This is a genomic window from Caballeronia arvi (assembly GCF_001544695.2).
Taxonomy (GTDB): domain Bacteria; phylum Pseudomonadota; class Gammaproteobacteria; order Burkholderiales; family Burkholderiaceae; genus Caballeronia; species Caballeronia arvi.
This window is the reverse complement of sequence record NZ_FCOM02000053.1, coordinates 22,591-42,867: the sequence shown is the minus strand read 5'-3', so window position 1 is coordinate 42,867 and position 20,277 is coordinate 22,591. Positions and strand designations below refer to the sequence as shown.

General features: G+C 65.0%; 20 protein-coding genes. 5 read left to right on the top strand and 15 right to left on the bottom strand.

Annotated features, from left to right (window positions below):
- The first annotated feature begins 19 nt into the window (after positions 1 to 19).
- Together AWB74_RS34950 and AWB74_RS34945 are read left to right on the top strand one after the other, a co-directional pair.
- The gene (locus AWB74_RS34950) at positions 20 to 1,024 is read left to right on the top strand and encodes a chemotaxis protein CheB (protein WP_061151191.1); all 1,005 of its coding nucleotides are present in this window, start codon (positions 20 to 22) and stop codon (positions 1,022 to 1,024) included.
- A 26-nt stretch (positions 1,025 to 1,050) separates the two neighbouring features.
- Positions 1,051 to 1,293 (top strand): hypothetical protein, encoded by a 243-nt coding sequence (locus AWB74_RS34945; RefSeq protein WP_061151190.1) that lies wholly within the window; start codon positions 1,051 to 1,053, stop codon positions 1,291 to 1,293.
- A 15-nt stretch (positions 1,294 to 1,308) separates the two neighbouring features.
- Here the strand turns inward: AWB74_RS34945 and AWB74_RS34940 are convergent, their stop codons facing one another.
- The 8 genes from AWB74_RS34940 to AWB74_RS47515 all read right to left on the bottom strand — a co-directional run bounded on the left by AWB74_RS34940 (position 1,309) and on the right by AWB74_RS47515 (position 8,860).
- The gene (locus AWB74_RS34940) at positions 1,309 to 2,178 is read right to left on the bottom strand and encodes a glucose 1-dehydrogenase (protein WP_061151205.1); all 870 of its coding nucleotides are present in this window, start codon (positions 2,176 to 2,178) and stop codon (positions 1,309 to 1,311) included.
- A gap of 131 nt (positions 2,179 to 2,309) precedes the next feature.
- Entirely contained in the window at positions 2,310 to 2,567 is a 258-nt protein-coding gene (locus AWB74_RS34935; RefSeq protein WP_061151204.1) for a hypothetical protein, read from the bottom strand.
- 86 nt (positions 2,568 to 2,653) lie between these two features.
- Positions 2,654 to 3,946, bottom strand: coding sequence for a c-type cytochrome (locus AWB74_RS34930; RefSeq protein ID WP_407642506.1), 1,293 nt, complete (start codon positions 3,944 to 3,946; stop codon positions 2,654 to 2,656).
- A gap of 5 nt (positions 3,947 to 3,951) precedes the next feature.
- Positions 3,952 to 4,371 (bottom strand): hypothetical protein, encoded by a 420-nt coding sequence (locus AWB74_RS34925; protein ID WP_235024789.1) that lies wholly within the window; start codon positions 4,369 to 4,371, stop codon positions 3,952 to 3,954.
- Positions 4,371 to 4,985 carry a cytochrome c oxidase subunit 3 gene (locus tag AWB74_RS34920; protein WP_061151187.1) on the bottom strand — a complete coding sequence of 205 codons (615 nt, stop codon included), beginning with the start codon at positions 4,983 to 4,985 and terminating at the stop codon, positions 4,371 to 4,373. The genes AWB74_RS34925 and AWB74_RS34920 overlap by 1 nt, the downstream gene beginning before the upstream one ends.
- Entirely contained in the window at positions 4,982 to 6,967 is a 1,986-nt protein-coding gene (ctaD, locus tag AWB74_RS34915; RefSeq protein ID WP_061151186.1) for a cytochrome c oxidase subunit I, read from the bottom strand. Before ctaD ends, AWB74_RS34920 begins: the two co-directional genes overlap by 4 nt.
- A complete protein-coding gene (gene coxB / locus AWB74_RS34910) occupies positions 6,964 to 7,947 on the bottom strand; it encodes a cytochrome c oxidase subunit II (RefSeq protein ID WP_407642507.1) in 984 nt (327 codons plus the stop codon). Before coxB ends, ctaD begins: the two co-directional genes overlap by 4 nt.
- 562 nt (positions 7,948 to 8,509) lie before the next feature.
- Positions 8,510 to 8,860 carry a hypothetical protein gene (locus AWB74_RS47515; RefSeq protein WP_061151184.1) on the bottom strand — a complete coding sequence of 117 codons (351 nt, stop codon included), beginning with the start codon at positions 8,858 to 8,860 and terminating at the stop codon, positions 8,510 to 8,512.
- Positions 8,861 to 8,870: 10 nt separating this feature from the next.
- On the opposite strand from AWB74_RS47515, the gene AWB74_RS34900 reads away from it, so the two are divergent.
- Positions 8,871 to 9,770 carry a hypothetical protein gene (locus tag AWB74_RS34900; protein WP_061151183.1) on the top strand — a complete coding sequence of 300 codons (900 nt, stop codon included), beginning with the start codon at positions 8,871 to 8,873 and terminating at the stop codon, positions 9,768 to 9,770.
- A gap of 5 nt (positions 9,771 to 9,775) precedes the next feature.
- Here the strand turns inward: AWB74_RS34900 and AWB74_RS34895 are convergent, their stop codons facing one another.
- Positions 9,776 to 10,360: a ParB-like protein gene (locus tag AWB74_RS34895; protein WP_061151182.1), complete on the bottom strand. Its 585-nt coding sequence runs from the start codon at positions 10,358 to 10,360 to the stop codon at positions 9,776 to 9,778.
- 97 nt (positions 10,361 to 10,457) lie between these two features.
- Between AWB74_RS34895 and AWB74_RS34890 the strand changes: the two genes are divergently transcribed.
- Together AWB74_RS34890 and AWB74_RS34885 are read left to right on the top strand one after the other, a co-directional pair.
- On the top strand, positions 10,458 to 12,221 hold the full coding sequence (locus AWB74_RS34890; protein WP_061151181.1) for a SulP family inorganic anion transporter: 1,764 nt from the start codon (positions 10,458 to 10,460) through the stop codon (positions 12,219 to 12,221).
- A gap of 70 nt (positions 12,222 to 12,291) precedes the next feature.
- Positions 12,292 to 13,185, top strand: coding sequence for an alpha/beta fold hydrolase (locus tag AWB74_RS34885; RefSeq protein WP_061151180.1), 894 nt, complete (start codon positions 12,292 to 12,294; stop codon positions 13,183 to 13,185).
- A gap of 16 nt (positions 13,186 to 13,201) precedes the next feature.
- On the opposite strand, the gene AWB74_RS34880 is transcribed toward AWB74_RS34885, so the two are convergent.
- Genes AWB74_RS34880 through AWB74_RS34855 form a run of 6 tightly spaced genes read right to left on the bottom strand, consistent with a single transcriptional unit; the run spans position 13,202 to position 20,269 of the window.
- The gene (locus AWB74_RS34880) at positions 13,202 to 14,974 is read right to left on the bottom strand and encodes a glycoside hydrolase family 15 protein (protein WP_061151179.1); all 1,773 of its coding nucleotides are present in this window, start codon (positions 14,972 to 14,974) and stop codon (positions 13,202 to 13,204) included.
- Between the two features lie 2 nt (positions 14,975 to 14,976).
- Positions 14,977 to 15,969 (bottom strand): SDR family oxidoreductase, encoded by a 993-nt coding sequence (locus AWB74_RS34875; RefSeq protein WP_061151178.1) that lies wholly within the window; start codon positions 15,967 to 15,969, stop codon positions 14,977 to 14,979.
- Between the two features lie 2 nt (positions 15,970 to 15,971).
- Positions 15,972 to 17,615, bottom strand: a complete 1,644-nt coding sequence (locus tag AWB74_RS34870; protein ID WP_061151177.1) for a GMC family oxidoreductase — start codon at positions 17,613 to 17,615, stop codon at positions 15,972 to 15,974.
- Positions 17,605 to 18,249 (bottom strand): gluconate 2-dehydrogenase subunit 3 family protein, encoded by a 645-nt coding sequence (locus AWB74_RS34865; RefSeq protein WP_061151176.1) that lies wholly within the window; start codon positions 18,247 to 18,249, stop codon positions 17,605 to 17,607. The genes AWB74_RS34870 and AWB74_RS34865 overlap by 11 nt, the downstream gene beginning before the upstream one ends.
- Positions 18,246 to 19,160 (bottom strand): hypothetical protein, encoded by a 915-nt coding sequence (locus tag AWB74_RS34860; RefSeq protein WP_061151175.1) that lies wholly within the window; start codon positions 19,158 to 19,160, stop codon positions 18,246 to 18,248. The genes AWB74_RS34865 and AWB74_RS34860 overlap by 4 nt, the downstream gene beginning before the upstream one ends.
- Before the next feature lie 2 nt (positions 19,161 to 19,162).
- On the bottom strand, positions 19,163 to 20,269 hold the full coding sequence (locus AWB74_RS34855; RefSeq protein ID WP_061151174.1) for an enolase C-terminal domain-like protein: 1,107 nt from the start codon (positions 20,267 to 20,269) through the stop codon (positions 19,163 to 19,165).
- Between the last annotated feature and the right edge of the window lie 8 nt (positions 20,270 to 20,277).

Here is a 20,277-nt window from a genome sequence, read left to right as displayed (position 1 = left end):
TCAACGATCAGGAGGGTGTATGGCGGAACGGGACATCGTGGTCATCGGCGCGTCGCGGGGCGGTTTTCAGGGTCTCAAGGTGCTCGTCAGCCAGCTTCCGGCCGACCTGCCAGCGGCGGTTTTCATCGTATTGCATATCGGCCGGCACGCGAGCGTGCTTCCCGATCTGCTGACTGGCTGGGGGCCATTGACCGCGCGTTATGCCACGCACGGTGAACCGGTCCAGCGCGGCACGATTCGCGTCGCGCCGCCTGACCGGCATCTGGTGCTGTCTGAAGGACGCGTCTGGCTCAACGACGGCGCCAAGGAAAACTTCGCCCGTCCCGCCGCTGATCCGCTGTTTCGCAGCGCCGCGATGGAGTACGGCGCGCGCGTCGTCGGCGTCGTGATGAGCGGCGATCTCGACGACGGCGCGGCCGGTCTCGCGAACATCCGCGCGCAGCAGGGTTTCGCCATCGTCCAGAATCCCGCCGATTGCGAATCGCCCAGCATGCCGCGCGCTGCGCTCGAGTCCTGCGGCGCGGATTTGCTCTGCTCCGAGCACGAGCTCTCGCGATGCATTCAGGCCGCGCTGAAAGGCACGAAAGTGGAATCCGTATGGAAGGAAGCGGAGATGAGCAAGCGCGTATTCGAACAGGAGGCTCGCATCGCGGCGAGCGGCATTTCCGATCCCGAAACGCTCGACGAGGTCGGCGTCCGTTCGGCGCTGACCTGTCCCGATTGTGGCGGCGCGCTGTGGCGCATCAAGGACGATCGTCCGCTGCGTTATCGCTGTCACACCGGGCATGCGTTCACGGGTCTTTCGCTGGAGGACGGCATCGAGTCACGTGTGGAGGAGGCCGTATGGTCCGCCATTCGCGCGGTGCACGAGCGCGTCATCTTTGCGAGGGAACGGCAGCGCTGGGCGGAGCGGGCGGGCAATCAGGAACAGATCGATATCGAGCAGGCGCGTATCGAAGAAGGCGAGCGTGTCGCGGATCTGCTGCGTGAAGCGATGCAGGCCACGGCTTCATCGATGGATTGAGCGCAGCCTGAACTGAGGAGGTTCCATTGGATCTCGAGGCGGAGAGCGAGTGGCTACGGAAGGCCGACCGGGACATCGAGGCGGGACGGGCGCGCATCGAACGCCAGAAAGCGATCGTGATACGACTCGAATCCGGCGGCCACGATATAGAAAGCGCGGTCGCGCTGCTGAAGAGCCTGCGCGGCGCGCTCGAAGCGATGACGGCGCATCGCGTGCTTATCGAAGAGCACGTTGCGCACTTGCAGCGCGGACGAAAGAAGCCGTCGTAGCTGTGCCGTCGAGCACTAGATGATGGGCTTGCCGCCCGTCACCGCGATGGTCGCGCCAGAGGTGTAGCTCGCCTCGTCCGACGCGAGCATCACATACGCGGCGGCGAGTTCGGCGGGCTGGCCGGGGCGTTTCATCGGCGTCTGCATGCCGAAGTTTTCGACGCTCGACGGCGGCATCGTCGACGGAATCAGCGGCGTCCAGATCGGCCCCGGCGCTACACAGTTCACGCGAATGCCGCGCTCGGCGAGCAGTTGCGCGAGGCCGCCGGTGAAGTTCTGGATCGCGCCCTTCGTGCTCGCATACGCGATGAGACCGGAGTTCGGCGCATCGGCGTTGACGGACGTCGTGTTGACGATCGCTCCGCCCGTTTTCATATGCGCGAGCGCCGCCTTCGTGATGCGGAACATCGCGCCGATGTTGGTCGAATAGGTCTTGTCCCATTCGTCGTCGCTGATGTCTTCGAGCTTGTCGTAGGTCGCCTGATAGGCCGCGTTGTTGACGAGCACGTCGATGCGCCCGAACGCCTGCGCAGTCTTCGCGACGAGCTCCTTGCAATGCGCGCGGTCGGTGATGTCGCCAGGCAACAGCAGCGCGCGGCGTCCCGCTTTCTCGACCCAGCGCGCGGTGTCCTCCGCATCGGCATGCTCGTCGAGATAGGCGATGGCGACATCCGCGCCTTCGCGCGCATAGGCGATCGCCACCGCGCGCCCGATGCCGCTGTCCGCGCCCGTGATGAGTGCGACCTTGCCGTCGAGCTTGTTGCTGCCCTTGTAGCTCGATTCGCCGTGATCGGGCTGCGGGTTCATCGGGGCGGTGAGTCCGGGGCGATTGTCCTGCTGCTGCGACGGCAGGGGCGGGCGCGGATATTGGCTGGTATCGGTCATGATGGGCCTCAAAAAGACGACCGCTCGCGCGGCCATGCGATCGATATAGCATTGGGCGTTCCAGCGCGCGCGAATTGGCAAATATTTAGGAATGCAATGAAATGGAGAGACACGACGACAACGAAAGAGGATCACGCCTCTTCCGCGAGCCGTAGGGAAGCTTCGAGAACGTCGCCGCTCTTGTCGATGAAATCGCGCGCCCACGCTGTAATCGCCGATTCCGCCGCTGCCATCGTCGGCCTCACGATGTGGCTGTGGAAGGTCACCTTCGTCACGTCGGCGTGCCGCCTGTAGTCGTTCCGGCGCGAAAAGCGCGCATCGCCGGTCCAGCCGTCGCCTGGAATCGGCTCGGGAAAGACTTCGAGGAAATATGTACCCATTGAATACATGAACGCCTCCGCGGAGCGCATGTACTTTTCCAGCATAGAGCACGCCACGTGCGGCGTGGGGTTATATCGGCAATGTGCCGGATGCATCAATGCTTCGCCAGCGCCTCGCGCATGCTGCGCACATCTCGCGTCGTGACGGGCGGCGCATCGTTGCCCCATGCCGAGCGAACGAAGGTCAACACACGCGCGATTTCGGTATCGGTGAGCTCGCTGGCGAAGGCGGGCATCTTCTTGGGCTCGGGTCCATGTTCCGTCGATGGCGCGCGCCCGCCTTGCAGCACGAGTCGCATGAGCGAATCGGGCTTTTGCGAGAGCACGGCCGGATTGCCCGCGAGCCGTGGATATTTGAACGGCTCGCCCGTGCCGTCGCTCTTGTGACAGCGCGCGCAGGTGCTTTGATAAAGGCCTGCGCCGGGACGTTCGTCGCCGCCGGTGCGCAGCGCCGTCACGCTCTGCCGTGCGAGACGCGAGCGCGCATCGTAAGCGCCGCCGCTGCCGTTCGCGGGCAGGCTCTTCAGATACGACGCGATGGCGCGCAGATCCTGATCGTCGAGATATTGCGTGCTGTCCTCGACAACCTGCACCATGCTGCCGAACGTCACGAGGCCCGCGCCGTGACCGGTCTTGAGAAACGCGGCGATATCGTCGGCCGAAATGCGGCCGAGTCCCGCGCCCGGTGCGCCGGTCAGATTCGGCGCGTGCCAGTGATCGTTGGTGCCGCCCGTCAGATACGTGCGCGACGATTCCGTATATCCGCGTTCGTTATACGCAGGACCGCGCGGCGTATGACACGCGCCGCAGTGCCCGAGCGATTGCACGATATACGCGCCGCGATTCCATTGCGCATCGCGTTTCGGATCAGGCGTGAAAGGCTTGTCCGGCGCGAATGCGAAGTTCCAGAACACGAGCGCCCAGCGCTGATCGAACGGAAACGGCAGCTTCGTTTCCGGCGGCGTCTGTGCGACCGACTCGACGCCATGCATGAAATACGCATAGAGCGCGCGCATGTCGTCGTCGTCGATCTTAGAGAACGATGGATACGGCATCGCCGGATAAAGATGCTTGCCGCCCGGCGCAACGCCCTCACGCAACGCGCGCGCGAAGTCCTCGTAGCTATAGCGGCCGATGCCATGCTGCGCGTCCGGCGTGATGTTGCTCGTCCACATCGTGCCGAAGGGCGAGCCCATCGGTAGGCCGCCCGCGAACGGATGCGGCGGCGGTTTTCCGGGCACGGGCGCGGCCGTGTGGCAGCCGGCGCAATCGGCGGCCTCGGCGAGGTACGCGCCGCGCGTGACGAGATCAGGCGTCTGCGCGCGACCGCACTGCATCGATGCGATCGCAGTGAAAACAATAAGGAATGCGCGGCGTCTGTGCGTCATGACGATCACCGTCCTCCGCATGGCGACACGAGCAGCCACGCGAGATCGGTCGAGATCAGTGCGAACACGAAGAGCGCGCTGGCGAGCGCCCCCGCGCGCGCGATGAACGCGTCGCGGGCCGCATGTCTGTCGACCGGTTCATGCGCATTGCGCATCGATGCGATGGCGCCCGTTCGACGCCAGTTGCGCCACGCAACGATGCCGCCCGAGATGCCCAGCATCGACGCCAGCACCGCGACGATCACGATGCCCGATCCGAGCCACGGCAACGCGGGCGCATGCAGCGGACGCTCGTGCGGGAAGCATCCCCACGCGGCGATGGTCTGCACAAGATTCGTCTGCACCATCCATGCGGCGGGCGCGAGCAACAGGCCGATTGCAAGCGCGAAAGCGCCAGGGCGCGCGGGATGAGATGAGCGGTTCATCATCGCGCCAGAACATAGGGCGACAGATACAGCGTCGCGAAGATGAAGAGCCATACGACATCGACGAAATGCCAGTACAGCCCGCCGATGGTCAGCGCCGCCGAGCGCGCCCAGTCGAAATAGCCGAGCGCGGTCCATAGCAGCAGGAACGCGAGCACGACGAGCCCGACGAGCACATGCATCATGTGAAAGCCGGTGATCGTGATGTACAGCGAGCCGTAGAGATGCGTCGTCAGGCCGTAGGGATGACCGGCCCATTCCTTGAGTTGTATGCCGACGAAGATCGTGCCGAGCGCGATCGCGATGACGAGCATCAGCACGCCCATGCCGCGCCTGCTGCGCCGCACGAAGCGCTCGCTGGCCCATACGAACACGCTGCTCGACAGCAGAATGCAGGTATTCGCGACGCCGAGCCCGAGTTTCGGCATGCCTTCGGGCGGCCAGTGCTCGGTAGTCTGCGATGCGAGATACAGATACGAAAAGATCAGATAGCCGAAGAGCGCGGCTTCGGTCGCGACGAGTGTGAGGCATCCCCACCAGCCGCCCGAACGTTCGCCCGGACTGCCGATGGGCAAGCGCTCGCTTTCGGGCAAGGCATCCGCGAATTCGCTCATGACGGTGCTCCGGAGCGTGGCGCATGCGCCGTGTCATCGCGCTGGCCGAGTTCACGTCGGGGCCACAGCCATACGACGATGGCCGCGCCGCACGCAACGAGTCCGAACGCCGTCAGCCACCACGAAGTCAACGCGAGCCCCGCGAAAAGCATGAGCGACGCGACGCCGAGCCAGAACGGCGCATACGAGTCTTCAGGCATCTTGAGGATCACGTCGGGTTCGCCGTCGAGCGCGGTGGTGCCGAGCGCCTCGCGTCCTTGGTCGAGCACATAGCCGTATTCGAGCTGCGAGCGCATCGTGCCGGCTATGCGCTTTTCCCACAGTGGATGACGGCTCGCGATGCGCGGCGCGATCGCGAAGTTATACGGCGGCGGCGGCGATGACGTCGACCATTCGAGCGTGGGCGCATCCCAGGGGTTATCGCCAGCAACGGGACCGCGCCGCAGGCTATAGAACAGATCGCAGAGAAACACGAGCACGCCGGCCGCGAACATGAACGCGCCGATCGACGTGATCATGTTCACCGTGGTCCAGCCCATGTCGGGCGCATACGTGTAGATGCGTCGCGGCATGCCGAGCAAGCCCGCGATATGCATCGGAAAGAAAGCGATATTGAAGCCCGCGAAGAGAATCCAGAAGCCGATGCGCCCGATCTTCTCGCTCATCATGCGTCCCGTGAACTTGGGAAACCAGAAGTAGATGCCGCCGATCACCGGAAACACGTTGATGCCGAGCAGCACGTAATGCAGATGCGCGACGACGAAGTAGGTGTCCGTGAGCTGCCAGTCGAGCGGCACGGCGGCAGTTAGCACACCGGATAATCCGCCGATCACGAACAGGAACACGAAGCCCGCGAAATAGAAGAACGGCACGCGGAATACGGGCCTGCCGGTCCAGATGGTCGCGATCCACGCGAAGGTCGCGACCGCGCTCGGTATCGCGATCACCATGCTCGCCGCGCCGAAGAACGACAGCGCGAGCGCGGGGATGCCGGTCGCGAACATGTGATGGATCCAGACGACGAAGCCGATGACCATCGTCGCGACCGTCGATAGCGCCACCGGCAGATAGCCGACGAGCGGCCTGCGGCAGAAGACCGGCAGCGCATCGGAGACGATGCCCATCGCGGGCAGCACGACCGCATACACCCACGGATGCGCGAAGATCCAGAAGAGATGCTGCCAGAGCAGCGCGCGGCCGCCGTTGACCACATCGAAGAAATGCGTGCCGATGCGTCTGTCGAGCCATAGGAGAAAGAACGCGAGGCTTACCGACGGCACCGCGAGCAGGTTGCCGCCCGATGCCGTCAGCGTGCCCCACACGAGCACCGGCACGCGATCGAGCGACATTCCCGGTGCGCGCATGCGAAGGAAGGTGACGACGAAGTTCATCGAGCCGACTGTCGTCGAGATGCCGAGCAGCACCATGCCGAGCGCATAGACATCGATGTTCGGTCCGGTGTTGTAGGTGAGGCCCGCGAGCGGCGCATAGTTGAACCAGCCCGCGTTGGGCGCTTCGCCGAACGGAAAGCTCGCGTACAGGAAGAGACCCGCGAACAGAAAGATCCAGTACGACAGCGCGTTCAGACGCGGAAACGCCATGTCGCGTGCGCCGAGTATCAGCGGCCACAGATAGTTCGAGAAGCCGGATAGCACGGGCAGCGCGTAGAGGAAGATCATCGTCACGCCGTGCATCGTGAAGAGCTGGTTGTATTGCTCCGGCGTGACGAAGCTCGCGTTCGGGCGCGCGAGCTGCACGCGCATGATGAGCGCTTCGATGCCGCCCGCGATCAGAAACGCGAACGCAGTCACGAGATAACGCAAGCCGATGCTCTTGTGATCGACGGTCGAAAGCCAGCCGCGCCAGCCGGGCGGCGTCTCCCACAGCGCGCGCAGCTTGCGCTCCTGTTCGCTGCCGGCTTCGATGCGGCCTGTCGTGAGCGTGCGCCGCAGCGGCGGTGGCGCGGAAGCATGTTCGGTCATTGCAGTGTCCGGAGATAGGCGGCAAGCGCGGCGGCGTCTTCGGCGGAGAGCGCGATCGATGGCATCATCGAATCGGGCTTGATGCGCTGCGCATGTTGAATCCAGTCGAGCTGATTCGATGCCGTGTTCGGCAGCGTGCCTGCCGCGATGAGCCTGCGCGAGTTCAGATGCGTGAGGTCGGGCGCCTGTGCGCCGTTCGCTTCGCTGCCGCGCACGGTGTGGCAGCCGGCGCATCGATCGAGAAAGAGCTCGTGTCCGTCGCTCACGCTCGCATCCGGTGCGTTGGGCTTTGCCTGCGCTGCATACCACGCATCGAATTGCGCTCGCGGCTCGGCGATCACTTCGAATGCCATATGCGCATGCTGTGCGCCGCAGAACTGCGAGCATTGCCCGCGATAAACGCCCGCACGGTCGGCCTGAATCCATTGCTCGTTGACGACGCCCGGAATGGTCTGCGTCTTGCCCGCGAGACGCGGCACCCAGAACGCATGGATGACATCGGCGCTGCGCAACTCGATCTTCACCGGCTCGCCGACGGGAATATGAATCTCGTTGGCCGTCGTGACAGCGGGGCTTCCGACGTACTCGACCTTCCACCACCAGTCGTAAGCCGTGACAGCGATGGCCAGGCCCGGCTCCCTGTGCGGCGATGCGACGGATTCGAGCGTCACGAGCATATAGGCCAGCGCCGCGAAGAGCGCCACTGACGAGATGCCCGTGCCGATCCAGACCCAGTGCATGCCGCCGCCCTCGCCCTGCACATGCGCGGCATCGCGTTCGGTGGGCGGAGGGCGCTTGCGGACCATCGCGCCCACGAGCAGCACGCTCACGATCACCGCGACCGCGACGACGAGTGCCGTGAGCGCCCAGCCGAGCCGCATGGTCGGCGTGGCGGCGGGGCCGTCGGCGTGAAGAAAATAGTTCAGTGGCGCATCGGCGCGGACGCTCGTCTGCCACCAAAGCGCGATGAATGGAGCGATCACAGTGCGGGTGCTACGCCTGGCACAATGGATCGCTTTGTGCGTAGACAGCATCCGCATGCATCTCCGGTGATTAGTGGGACTCGGACGAATCGATTTGATGCGCACGACCGTTTAAGGCATAGCAATCTGCGCTCCCAACGAACGCCTTACGGCGGCTTGCCGCCTTGGTAATTGCTTTTGTCTGTCGAATGGAAGGGTATAAATCGACAGCTTCTTTTGTTAAGATGGCCGCAAGGCTTGCATAAGCGTACGTCGAAGTTATGATGTACTAACGTATTCGTGGTCCGCGCATTGCGTCGCAGAGGCCATGTCTTCCTTCCGTTCATTTATTTTTCGCGCTTCGTGCGAACGTTGCGCTGCGGTTCTTTCGTCCTGAGCGCCGTGCCTGGGCCATCGCGTATCTAGCGCATCGGCCAGTCGGGTCGCCGCCTTCATCTCTCGTACCGAACGGCGCTGCGTGCGTTGTCATCGCCCGCGCTGCATGCTCATTCGCAATGGCGTGTCGTCGCAATAATCGGCGTTTCTCTTTGCACAATTAATCGAACGCCTGTTATCGAAATCAATCTTCCGATCGTGCCATGACCGAAACCAATTCCCGTTTTTTAAACGTCTGCCCTGCAAAGATTCGCCGTTTGTTTTCGGCACGATGGACAGCGGTTTTGCCCGCGCTCGCAGCGGCCTTCATGCTCGCGGCATGCGGCGGTGGCGGTGGCAGCGATGGCGCCAGCACGACGGGCGGTTCACAGTCGAGTTCGGCGAGTCCTTCGGATTCCGGCAGCACGAGTGGCACGACGACGACGCCCGATAGCGGCGCCTCTGCGCCTGTGGCCGCATCGAGCCCCGCGCCGGCCAGCGGATCGACGAGCACGAGCAACGCCGCCACGTCGGTGATCGCGCCTTCGGGCAGCATCTTTTATGGCATGAACGGTCATGTCAATCTGACCGGCCCTTATACGACCACGAGCCTCGATCAGCAGCTCGCGCAACTGAAGGACCTCAATGTCACGCTGTATCGCAATGACGTGAGCAATGTAGACGGGGCGAAGAAGCTGGCCAGCGTCGCGCAGAAGTTTGCTCAATCCGGCGTGACGGTTTATCCCGTGATCCTTCAGACACTCAATTTCCCCGATGAGAACGCGGCTTATCAGGCCAGTTACACGCTCGCGCAGCAGATCGTCAATGTGCAGCGCTACGCGTGGTACGAAGTCACCAATGAACTCGCGCCGACATGCCTCGACGGCTGGGTCGACGGCGTGCGCAGCACCGACTTCAAGAATGACTGCTTCCAGATCGCGCGCGGCGTCATTCGCGGGATGATTGCGGGCATCAAGTCGGTCGATCCCGATGGCAAGATCATCATCGGCGGCAATACGTGGATGCATTACGGCTTCGACGTGATGCTCGCGAACGGCACGCAGCCGGACGGCACGAGCGGGCATCCCGTCGTGACGTGGGATATCACTGCATGGCACTGGTATTCGGAGCAGGGCGATATCCGCAACGCGTGCGGCGGAACGGGCTGCTACAACGTGATCGGCACGCTGCAATCGTTCGGCAAGCCGATCTGGATCAACGAAGTGGGCATGCGTCCGAACTTCCCCGGCACGGCCGACCAAGCGGGCACATTCATGGCGAACGACATGATGGGCGCGCTGCTCGCGATCGCGCCGCAATACAACATCCAGTCGCTCCAGGTCTATCAGCTATATGACGATCCGCCCACCGGCGAAGGCCCCTACGGCATCATGCTGAACGACGGCGTGACGCCGAAGCCGGTCTATACGTCGGTGAAGAACTTCATCGCGACGCATCCGCACTGACGGTTTCAGCCGATGAAACCAGGCAGGCCCGCAGCCGAATCGCTGCGGGCCAGTTCCTTCGCACGCTGGATGAGCGCGTCGAATTCCGCATCGTCGTTCGGTCGCGAAAAATGCGCGCGAAAAAAGTCGGCCCAGCGAAAATCCGCTAACGGCGTGTCGGTCTTTTCATAGCCGCCGGCCTCGCGCACGAAGGCCGCGAGACTGCGGAACTCATCGTTCACCGCATCCCCCATGCGCACCGGCATATCCTTGAACGCGATGCGGTGTCCGTCCGCATCGTAGGGATAAACCCACGCGTTGTTTTCCAGCGTCAGCCAGAACTCAGGCTGCGACAGCGAAGTCCAATCTCTGACCAGGACAAACGGCACATCCTTCACACCGATGCGCTCGAGCGCGCACGTGACATGATGATGATCGATCACGTACGGCTCGCCGCCCGGCCCGAGCACCACGGCGATGGGTTTCTCCGCGATCGCCATGTTCAGGTCATGCGCGCTCAGCGCGCGATACGCGTCGGCCTTCTGGCGGATCTGACGCTCGCCGTGCGTCATCTGCGTCGGATGCAAGCGATCGATGCGCAGCGTATTCATGACGCGGGCCCCTGAGAAGCGATGCATCGAGCGCGCAGGCATACCGTGTTCCCGGTCTGGAACCGCGCTTGCTTCCCGCAGAAGAGAGAGGCGAACGATGAACACGAAAGCCGGGCACCGCGGGCACGGCGCACAAAGAAGTGCGATGAATCCGCTTCGCTGGTTCCCCGGCTTCGCCGCGTTGCGCGCCTACGAGGCGCGCTGGCTCTTCCACGATTTCGTCGCGGGAATTTCCGTGAGTGCCGTGCTGGTCCCGGCGGGAATGGCCTACGCCGAAGCGGCGGGGCTTCCCGCAGTGCACGGCCTGTATGCGTCCTTCGCCGCGATGCTCGCCTATGCGGTCTTCGGCCCGAGCCGCCTGCTCGTCGTCGGTCCGGATTCGGCGCTGGTCGCGCTCATCGCCGCGAGCATCGTGTCGCTGAGTCAGGGCGACCCGGATCGCGCGCTCATCGCGGCCAGTGCGCTCGCTGTGCTGGCGGGCGCGATCTGCCTCGTCGTCGGATTGCTTAAGCTCGGCTTCGTCAGCGAATTGCTGTCGCTGCCCATTCGATACGGCTTCCTGAACGGCATCATCCTGACGATCATCGTCGGACAGATGCCGAAGCTGCTCGGCTTCAAGGGCAAGGGCGAATCGTTCATCGCGCAGGTGAACGATCTGATCGATGGCCTCGCCGCATCGAAAGTGAACCTGACGGCGTTCGCCATCGGCATCGGCGCGCTCGTGTCGATCCTGCTCGTCAAGCGCTTCTGGCCGAAAGTGCCCGGCGTGCTGATCGCGGTTGGCGTGGCGACGGCGCTCGTAAAGGCGATGGACCTCGGCAAGCGCGCGGACGTCGCGACCGTGGGCAACGTGCCGCGTGGGCTTCCTTCATTCGAATTTCCGCTGATGCCGCTCGACCAATGGTGGCAGCTCGCGGGCGCCGCGGCGGCGATCGCGCTCGTCTCGTTCACGGATGTCGTGGTGCTGTCCCGCACCTACGAGATGCGCACGAAGGAAACCGTCGACCGCAATCAGGAATGCGTCGCGCTCGGCTTGTCGAATATCGCGGCGGGTCTGTTTCAGGGCTTCGCCGTGAGCGCCAGCGGCTCGCGCACACCCGTGGCCGAAGCTGCGGGCGCGAAGACGCAATTGACGGGCGTGTTTGCCGCACTCGTCGTCGCGGCCTTGCTCGTCGTCGCGCCGAATGCGCTGGCCAGCACCCCGCAAGCGGCGCTGGCCGCGGTCGTGATCGCCGCATGTCTTTCGATGCTCGAAGTGCGCGGCGTGATGCGGCTGTATCGGCTGCGCAAGAGCGAGTTCGTGCAGGCGCTCGCGTGCTTTGCCGGCGTCGCGTTGCTGGGCGTCGTCAACGGCATTGCGCTCGCGCTGCTGCTGGCCGTGCTGTCGTTTCTATGGCGTGCGTGGCGGCCTTATGACGCAGTGCTCGGGCGCATCGACGGGCGCAAGGGTTACCACGATGTATCGCGTCATCCCGAGGCGCGGCGCGTGCCCGGCCTCGTGCTGTTTCGCTGGGACGCGCCGCTTTTCTTCGCCAACGCGGAGATTTTTCGCGAGCACGTGCTGCGCGCAATCGATGATGCCGACGATATCGTGCGCTGGACCGTGATCGCCGCCGAGCCCGTGACGGACATCGATCTCACCGCCGTCGAAGTGCTGGAGCGATTGCACAAGGAGCTCGCCGAGCGCGACATTGCGCTGTGCTTCGCCGAGTTGAAAGGGCCGGTGAAAGACAATCTGAGGCGCTACGGCGTGCTGCAGACGATCGGCGAAGCGCGTTTGTTTCCCACCATCGGCGAGGCGGTCAACGGCTATCTCGCGGCGCACGACGATGTGCAGTGGCGCGACTGGGAAGACAAGTGAAGCGGGGCGCATTTATTGCTGAGCGCGTTTATGCTGGACCTCGCATCGAACGGGACGGGAGGCAGTCCGCATGAATCGACTTCGCGTGAGAGCCGCGCGGCCATCGTGGCGCATCGTCGCCGGCGTCGGCGCGTGCGCGCTCGCGGCGTGGGCCGCTGTCGAATGGGTGCGTCTGAAGCGCACGCCCGCATTGAGCGATGAAAGCGCGCGCGCAGGCATCACCGTGCGCTACACGCAGGCCGGGCCGTATCGCATGTTCTCGCGTCGCGCGGCATGCGCGGACGGCCATGCGAAGCGCCTGCCGGTCGTGCTCGTGCATGGCCTCGTGATATCGAGCCGCTACATGGAGCCGCTGGCGCTCGCGTTGCGCGATGACTTCGACGTGCACGCGCCCGATCTTCCCGGCTTCGGCGAAAGCGCGCTGCACGGCCGCACGCTTTCGGTGCCCGAGCTCGCCGATGCGCTGCGCCTGTGGCTCGGCGCGCGCGGCATCGAGCGTGCGATGTTCGTCGGCAATTCGTTCGGCTGTCAGATCCTCGCCGATTTCGCCGCGCGCTATCCCGAAGCCGTCGACCGGCTCGTGCTGCAAAGCCCGACCGTTGATCGCAATGCGCGCTGGCTCCTCACGCAGGTTCATCGCGACTGGCACAACGGGCGGCTGGAGCAGGCGCGTTCGTCGGCGGCGATCGGGCGTATCGATTATGCAAAGGCGGGCATCGTGCGCGCCATCATGACGATGCGCGCGCTCATGCGCGATCGCATCGAACGCAAGCTGTCGCGCATCGCGGCGCCGACGCTCGTCGTCGCGGGCTCGCGCGGTCCGGTCGCGCCGCTCGCGTGGGCGACTGAAGTGGCGGCGCGCGTGCCGAACGGCGCGCTGCTGACCATCGACGGCGGCACGCACACGCATGGCTTCGCGCACGCGATCCGTCCGTTTCTGCTTCAGGGTGATACCTCGACATGACGAGACCGGCGCACGATCACAGCGCATGAAGCGAGTGCGCTTCATCATCGAAGAAGGAGGCCGTGTTGATGAGCGCGACATGCGAAAACACTTGCGGGAAGTTTCCGCATTGACGTTGCCGCTTCGTGTCGAACTCTTCGGCCAGCAGGCCAACATCGTTTCGCAGCGACAGCACGCGCTCGAACAGCGCACGCGCTTCGTGTTCTCGTCCTTGCATCTTCATCACCTGCGCGAGCCAGCAGCTACACGCGATGAACGCGCCTTCGGGCCGCGCGCCGCGCGCGTCGAGAAAGCGGAACACGAGACCGTCGTGCATCAGATGACGTTCGATGGCGTCGACGGTCGCGACGATACGCGGATCGTCGGCAGGCAGGAAGCCGCGCATCGGCAGCAGCAGAAGGCTGGCATCGAGGCGATCGCTGCCATAGGACTGCGTGAACGCGTTCACATCGCGATGAAAGCCGTGCGTCAATACGCTTTGCCGGATCGCATCGGCGTCGCGCTGCCAGTCGTCGATGGGCGCGTCGTGGCCGAAGCGCTTCGCGCTCGTGATACCGCGATCGAGTGCGAGCCACGCCATCACTTTCGATAACGTGTGGTGCACGGGCTTGCCGCGTGATTCCCATAGCCCGTTGTCCGGCTGCATCCAGATGCGCCGCACATGCTCGATGAGACGGCGTTCGAGCAGCCAGATGTCGTCGTCGGGCGGCATGCCGTGGCAGCGCGAAACGAATAGCGCGTCGATGATCTCGCCGAAGATGTCGTGCTGCGACTGCTTCACGGCCGCGTTGCCGAAGCGCACCGGCCGCGACGATTCGTAACCGCCCAGCCACGGGCATTCCCATTCGACGATATGCGCGTCGCCCTCCGTCGTGTAGATGGTCTGCGTGCGCCCGGGGTCGCCCGCGAGCGCGCGCAGCAGCCAGTCGCGCCATGCCTGCGCTTCGGGCCGCAAACCGGTTCCGGCGAGCGCGAGCATGGTGAAGCTCGCGTCGCGCAGCCAGCAATAACGATAGTCCCAGTTGAGCTCGCCGCCGATGCGTTCGGGCAGCGAGCTTGTCGCGGCTGCCGCGATGCCGCCCGTCAGCCGGTTGGTCAAACCCTTCAGCACGGCGAGCGAGTGGCGTATCGGCTCCGCATAGCGCTCCTCGACGGGATCGAGCCGCGCGCTCCAGTGCGCCCATCGTTGCAAGGTGACATCGAGCGACGCGCGCACATCCGCCATGACGGGCGGCGGGTCGTAAGAACGGCAGCAGGTCAGCACGAAGTCCCGCATTTCGCCCGCCGACAATTCGATGCGATTGCGCACGATGCCCGCGTCGCACTCGGGCGCGCACGGCGCATCGAACCATAAGGCGCGCGAACCGCCGATCGCCGCGATGCGTCGATCGAACGTGCGCAGCCACGCACGCGTGCGGCCGTGATCGAGACGTATCGACAATTCGCTCGTCAACGCCACGCGTCCGGATACGCAGCGCACGCTGCGCATGAGACGCGCGGGCGTGTCGCCCCATGCGAGGCAATCCGTCAATTCGATCACGCCGCGCGCGGTGTGGATGGTCGTTTCGAGCACGAGCGACGCGGCGATATAGCGGCGCGTCGCCTTCAGCACGGCTTCGTCGGGCGCGATGCGCCAGTACCCGTTCGATGCATCGCCGAGCAGCGCGGCGAAACACGGTGGCGCTTCGAACGCAGGCCAGCAGAGCCAGTCGATCGATCCGTCTTTCGCGACGAGCGCGGCTGCCTGGCCATCGCCGAGCAGCGCGTAGTCTTCGATGCGCGCCGTCATGTCTAAGCGCGCCGGCGCACGCCGCGCGCAATACATGCGCCGAGCGCGAGCGCCGCGCCCAGCAACACCCCGCGATGCGCATCCACCCAGAACGACGCACTCGTGCGCTTCGCTTCGCTCTCGAAGCGGCCATGCACGCGATGCAGCGCGCTCACGGGCTCCCATAGATTGCCGGCCCTGCCGTCGTTGGGCAGCGTCGCGTCCTGTTGCGCCTGATAACCGTTGCGGCCGAGATAAGCATCGAGCAATCCGGGTGCGATGGCATTAGCGACGATCGCCTTCACCGACGACATGCCCACCCACAACTCGCGCCGCCGATGCGTCGCCGCCCACCATATCGCGCGTGCCGCGACCTCGGGCTCGTAGATCGGCGCGACAGGGCGCGGCGCGTGCGGCATCGCGTTCCTGGCCCAGTCGAATTGCGGCGTGTTCAAGGCGGGCATCTGCACCATCGTCAGATGAATGCGGCTGCGCGCGTGATGCAGCTCACAGCGCAATGAATCCGTGAAGCCGCGTATCGCGTGTTTCGCGCCGCAATACGCCGATTGCAGCGGAATCGAACGATAGGCGAGCGCCGAGCCGACCTGCACGATGACGCCGCGATTGCGCGGCGTCATGCGCTTGAGCGCGGCCATCGTGCCCCACACGAAGCCGAGATACGTGACGTCCGTGATGCGCCTGAATTCGTCCTCCGACATCGAGGAGAGCGGGGCGAAGGCCGTGACCATCGCGTTGTTGATCCATACGTCGATGGGACCGAGCGTGGCTTCGACGCGCGCGGCGGCATCGTCGAGCGCGCCGGCCGCGCTGACATCGAGCGCGATGGGCAACGCGCGCACGCCATGCGCGCGTACGTCGGCGGCTGCGTGTTCGAGCGCTTCTGCATCGCGCGCGATCATCGCGACATCCACGCCGCGCCGCGCGAATTCGAGCGCCGTCGCGCGGCCCACGCCCGCGCTCGCGCCCGTGATCACCGCAACCTTCGGCTTTCTCATCGCTATAACTCCCCTCGTGCCGCGAGCGTTTCGATGCGGTCCGCCGTGCGCAGCGCGATCGCCTGAATCGTGAGCGACGGATTCACGCCGCCTACCGTCGGAAACACGGAGCCGTCGCAGATCCATAAATTGTCGATGTCCCAGCTTCGGCAATCGGCATTCACGACGCTCGTCGCGGGATCGTCGCCCATGCGCGCGGTGCCGTTCAGGTGGCACGTGTCGTCGTCCTGACGCCATACGTCGTGCGCGCCGGCTGCATCGAGCGCCATGCTCATGTGATCGAGCGAATGCCTGACGAGGCGCCTGTCGTTGTCGCACAGCGAATACGTGACGCGCGCGACGGGCAAGCCGTACTGGTCCTTCTCGTTGGCGAGCGTCACGCGATTGCGCTCCTGCGGCATCGCCTCGCCGACGATCTTCAAACCCGCCTGATGGTTGTACTTGCGCATTTCATCGACGAGCGCCTGTCCCCATAGCCCGCGCCCGTTCTGCACGGCGGCCCACGCGACGGGCAGCGGCCCCTGGCTCATGTAGCAATAGCCGCCGAAGAAGTCCTTGCCCTTGTCTTCGTAGTTCCAGTGCTCGGTCATCGAGAGCGATGGCGGTCCCTTGTACCAGCGCACTTCTTCATCCATCGTGCCCCACACGGCCTGATTCAGCTGCACCATCAGATTCTTGCCGACGAGGCCGGAGCTGTTCGCGAGTCCATCGGGATAACGGTCCGTCGCGGACATCAGCAACAGGCGCGGCGTTTCGATCGCATAGCCCGCGACCACGACATGGCGCGCGCGCTGAAAGCGCCAGCGTCCCTCGCGAAAGTATTCGACGCCTTGCGCGCGGCCATCGTCGCCGATGACGATGCGGCCGACCATCGCGAGATCGCGAATTTCCGCGCCCGCGCGCACCGCACGCGGTATCCACGTGACGAGCGCGCTTTGCTTCGCATTGGTCGCACAGCCCGACACGCAGAAACCGCGATACACGCACGGATGCGCCTCGCCGCGCGGCGCGGAGACGGTCGCGAGCGGCGTCGGCGTCCAGTCGATGCCGAGCGCTTCGCAACCGCGCGCGAGCACCAGCGCCGCCGCGTTCAGTTCATGCGGCCGATACGGATAACGCGGGCGCTTTGGTCCCCACGGATACGTGACCGGACCCGAAATCTTCAGCGCGTTCTCGACTTCGCCGTAGTAGCGCCACATCTCGCGCCAGTCGAGCGGCCAGTCCGCGCCATAGCCGAGCAGCGTGCGCGATTTGAACCATTCGGGTCGAAAGCGCAGCGACACCATTGCGAAGTGCACGGTGCTGCCGCCCACGGCCTTGCCGCTGTTGTTGTTGCCGAGCTTGAGCGGATCGTCGCCGTCGCAGATGCGCTCGTCGGTCCAGAAGAGTTTCGATTGATGCGTCTCGTCCGATGCGAACTCTTCGAGCGGACGCCACCACGCGCCCGCATCGAACGCGACGACGCGAAAGCCTTTCTCCGCGAGACGGCATGCGAGCGTGCCGCCGCCCGCGCCCGTGCCGACGATCGCGAAATCGACCGCATCGCTTTCTTCGTACTCGCGCATCGGCAGCCACGCGCCATGATGAAAGACATCCGGCGCACGGCCGTGTTTGCCGCGCGGCACGCGTTGCGGATCATCGGACACGCTGGTTCTCCTTCTTCGCCTCGTCTTCGTGGCCGGGTTTCGCTTCGGCGGCTTCCCACGGATCGCGACGGTCGAACACCATGCGCACATAGCCGCGCGGATTCGCCGGGCCGCCGAAGCCCATCTCGCTCCACGCGCGTGGATGCGAGTAATACGCGCCGCAAATGTCGTGCAGCACGCGCATCGAAAAGAAGAGCGCGCACGGCATGCCGCGCCATGCATCGTCGTGCAGCTTGCCTTGCTGCATGTCGCGCAGGAGCGCGTGCTGCGCGTCTCTCTCGACGCTCGCGAACGGCAGTTCATGACACGCGCGGCTCTCGGCATCGAGCGCGGCTAAGCCGATGCGCCATGCTTCGCGCATCGGCGGCAGGCGTGCGTCGCGGAAGCCGTCGCCGGTGTCTTTCACGAGCTTCGCATCGAGCAGCGCGGGCAGCGGCGCGGGCTCGCGCTCGTCGTCCTGCGGCACGATGCACGCGCATAGCGCACGCACTGCGATCCATTCGACGGCATCGAAGAAGCGCGGCTCTTTCGGCGTCGCGAGACGTTCGTCGATGACTTCGCGCGTGATGTCGTCCCACGAGGGCGTGTCGCGCTTCATGGTCACGTCGTAGCCGGGATAGCGGGGCAGTGTCATCGCTCGGTCTCCCGCAAACGCAGCGCGGCGAGGCCCGCGAGCGCGAGCGCCGAAAAGCTCGGCGGCGCGGGCAAGGGCGGACCGTTGAAGAGGTTCTGGCTCCAGTTGCGCCAGCCGCCCTGATTGCGCGCAATGCCGCGCGCATGAAAGCCCACGCCGATGAAACCGAGCGCCGTCGTCATACGCAGCCAGAGCCGCGTGAACCAGCGCGCACGCGGCGCGGCCATCGCCGCGTTGATGAGCAATGCGGACGCGACCGGCGGAATGACGATGGGCGCGTACATCGCCGGATTCTGGAACGCGCCGCGAAAATGCAGCAGCGCGACTTCGCCGAGCGTGCCGGCGAGTCCGGCGCTCGTCACGAGCGCGAGCGCCTGACCGGCGGGCATGCCGAAAAGACGCGGCTCGGGCGCGGGTTCGTCGCGCAGTCTTTCCGCCACCGCGCCTAGCGTGCCGGACAGCAGCAGCGCCATCGGCGCGCCGAGCGGCGCGGCATAGAAGAGGTTGTGCCAGCTCCATCGGCCGGGGCGCTTGGTGATGTTGTAGATATGGAAGCCCGTGCCCGCAACGCCCGCGAGCGCCGCGCTCACATAGACCGAGTTACGCAATGGATGACGCTGCGGCGCGTGATCGCGTCCGCCATGCACGCCCGCGAGCAGCGACAACGCGGACACGACGAGCGGCGTATACATCGCGGGGTTGTCGAAGGAGCCGCGATAGTGCTCCATCGCGCTATCGGCGAGCACGGACAGCGCGAGCAGCGCCGCACTGCGATTGAACGTGCGTGCGGTGTCGATATGCGTCTGCACCGGCGTCGTCGCACGCGGTTTTGCTCGCGTGCCGAGCAACGCGGCGCCTGCTGCAACGACGCCGCATGCAATCGCGATATGGCCTGTCTTGATGTCGTTCATCTTTACACCGCGTAACGCTGCGCATCCGCATGCCTGAAATCGAGCCCGCAGCCGGGGCGCGACAAGTCCGGCGCAACGGCGCCATCGATCGCGCGCGGTGCGCCGTCGAACAGCATCTGCTCGATGCGAACGTGATCGTGAAACCATTCCTGATGCCGCAGACGCGGCGCGGCACATGCGACGTGCAGATGCATCGCGGGCGCGCAGTGCGCGGAGAGCGGGATATGAAACGCGTCGCACAATGCCGCCACGCGCAGAAAACCGGTGATGCCGCCGCAGCGCGTGACATCGGCCTGCAGGACATCGACGGCCTCGTTCGCGAGCAGCGCGCGGAAGTCGTCCATCGTGTAGCCGTATTCGCCCGCGGCCAGTTCCATGCGCGCAGGCAGTGCGTTTCTCAGCGACGCTAGCCCGGCGATGTCATCGGATGAAGCGGGCTCTTCGAACCACGTGACGTTCTGCTCCGCAAACATCTGCGCGAAATGAAGCGCCTGCTTGCGATCGAGCGCGCCATTCGCATCGACGAACAACCCGGCGTCGTCGCCGATCGCTTCACGCGCCGCGCGCACGCGATGCGGATCGCGTGGCGGCTCGCTGCCGATCTTGATCTTGACCCAGCGGCAGCCGTTGTCATGCACCCAATGCGCGAGCTGGTCGCGCATGTCGTCGTCGGTATAGGTGGTGAAGCCGCCGCTGCCGTAAAGCGGCACGCGCGTGCGCATCATGCCGAGCAGGCGCGCGAGCGGCATGTCGAGCAGGCGCGCTTTCACGTCCCATAGCGCGCAGTCGAGCGCGGAAATCGCGGTGGCCGCGATACCCGAACGCCCGATATTGCGCACCCGTTGCTGCATTCGCAGCCAGAGCGCGTCGATATTCCACGCATCCTCGCCGATGAGCACGGAGGCAAGCGTTCCGTCGATCAGCTTCGCGACGCTCGCATCGCTGTACGTGTAGCCGATGCCCGTCTTGCCCGCCGCGACGATCTCGGCGATGACGAGCGTCGTCGATTGCCACGCGAAGGTGCCGTCGGCTTCGGGCTTGTCGGTGGGAATGGTGTAGGCGCGCGTTCGGATCGTCTCGATCGGCGCCTCGCGCTTGGACAGATGCATGATCGCTT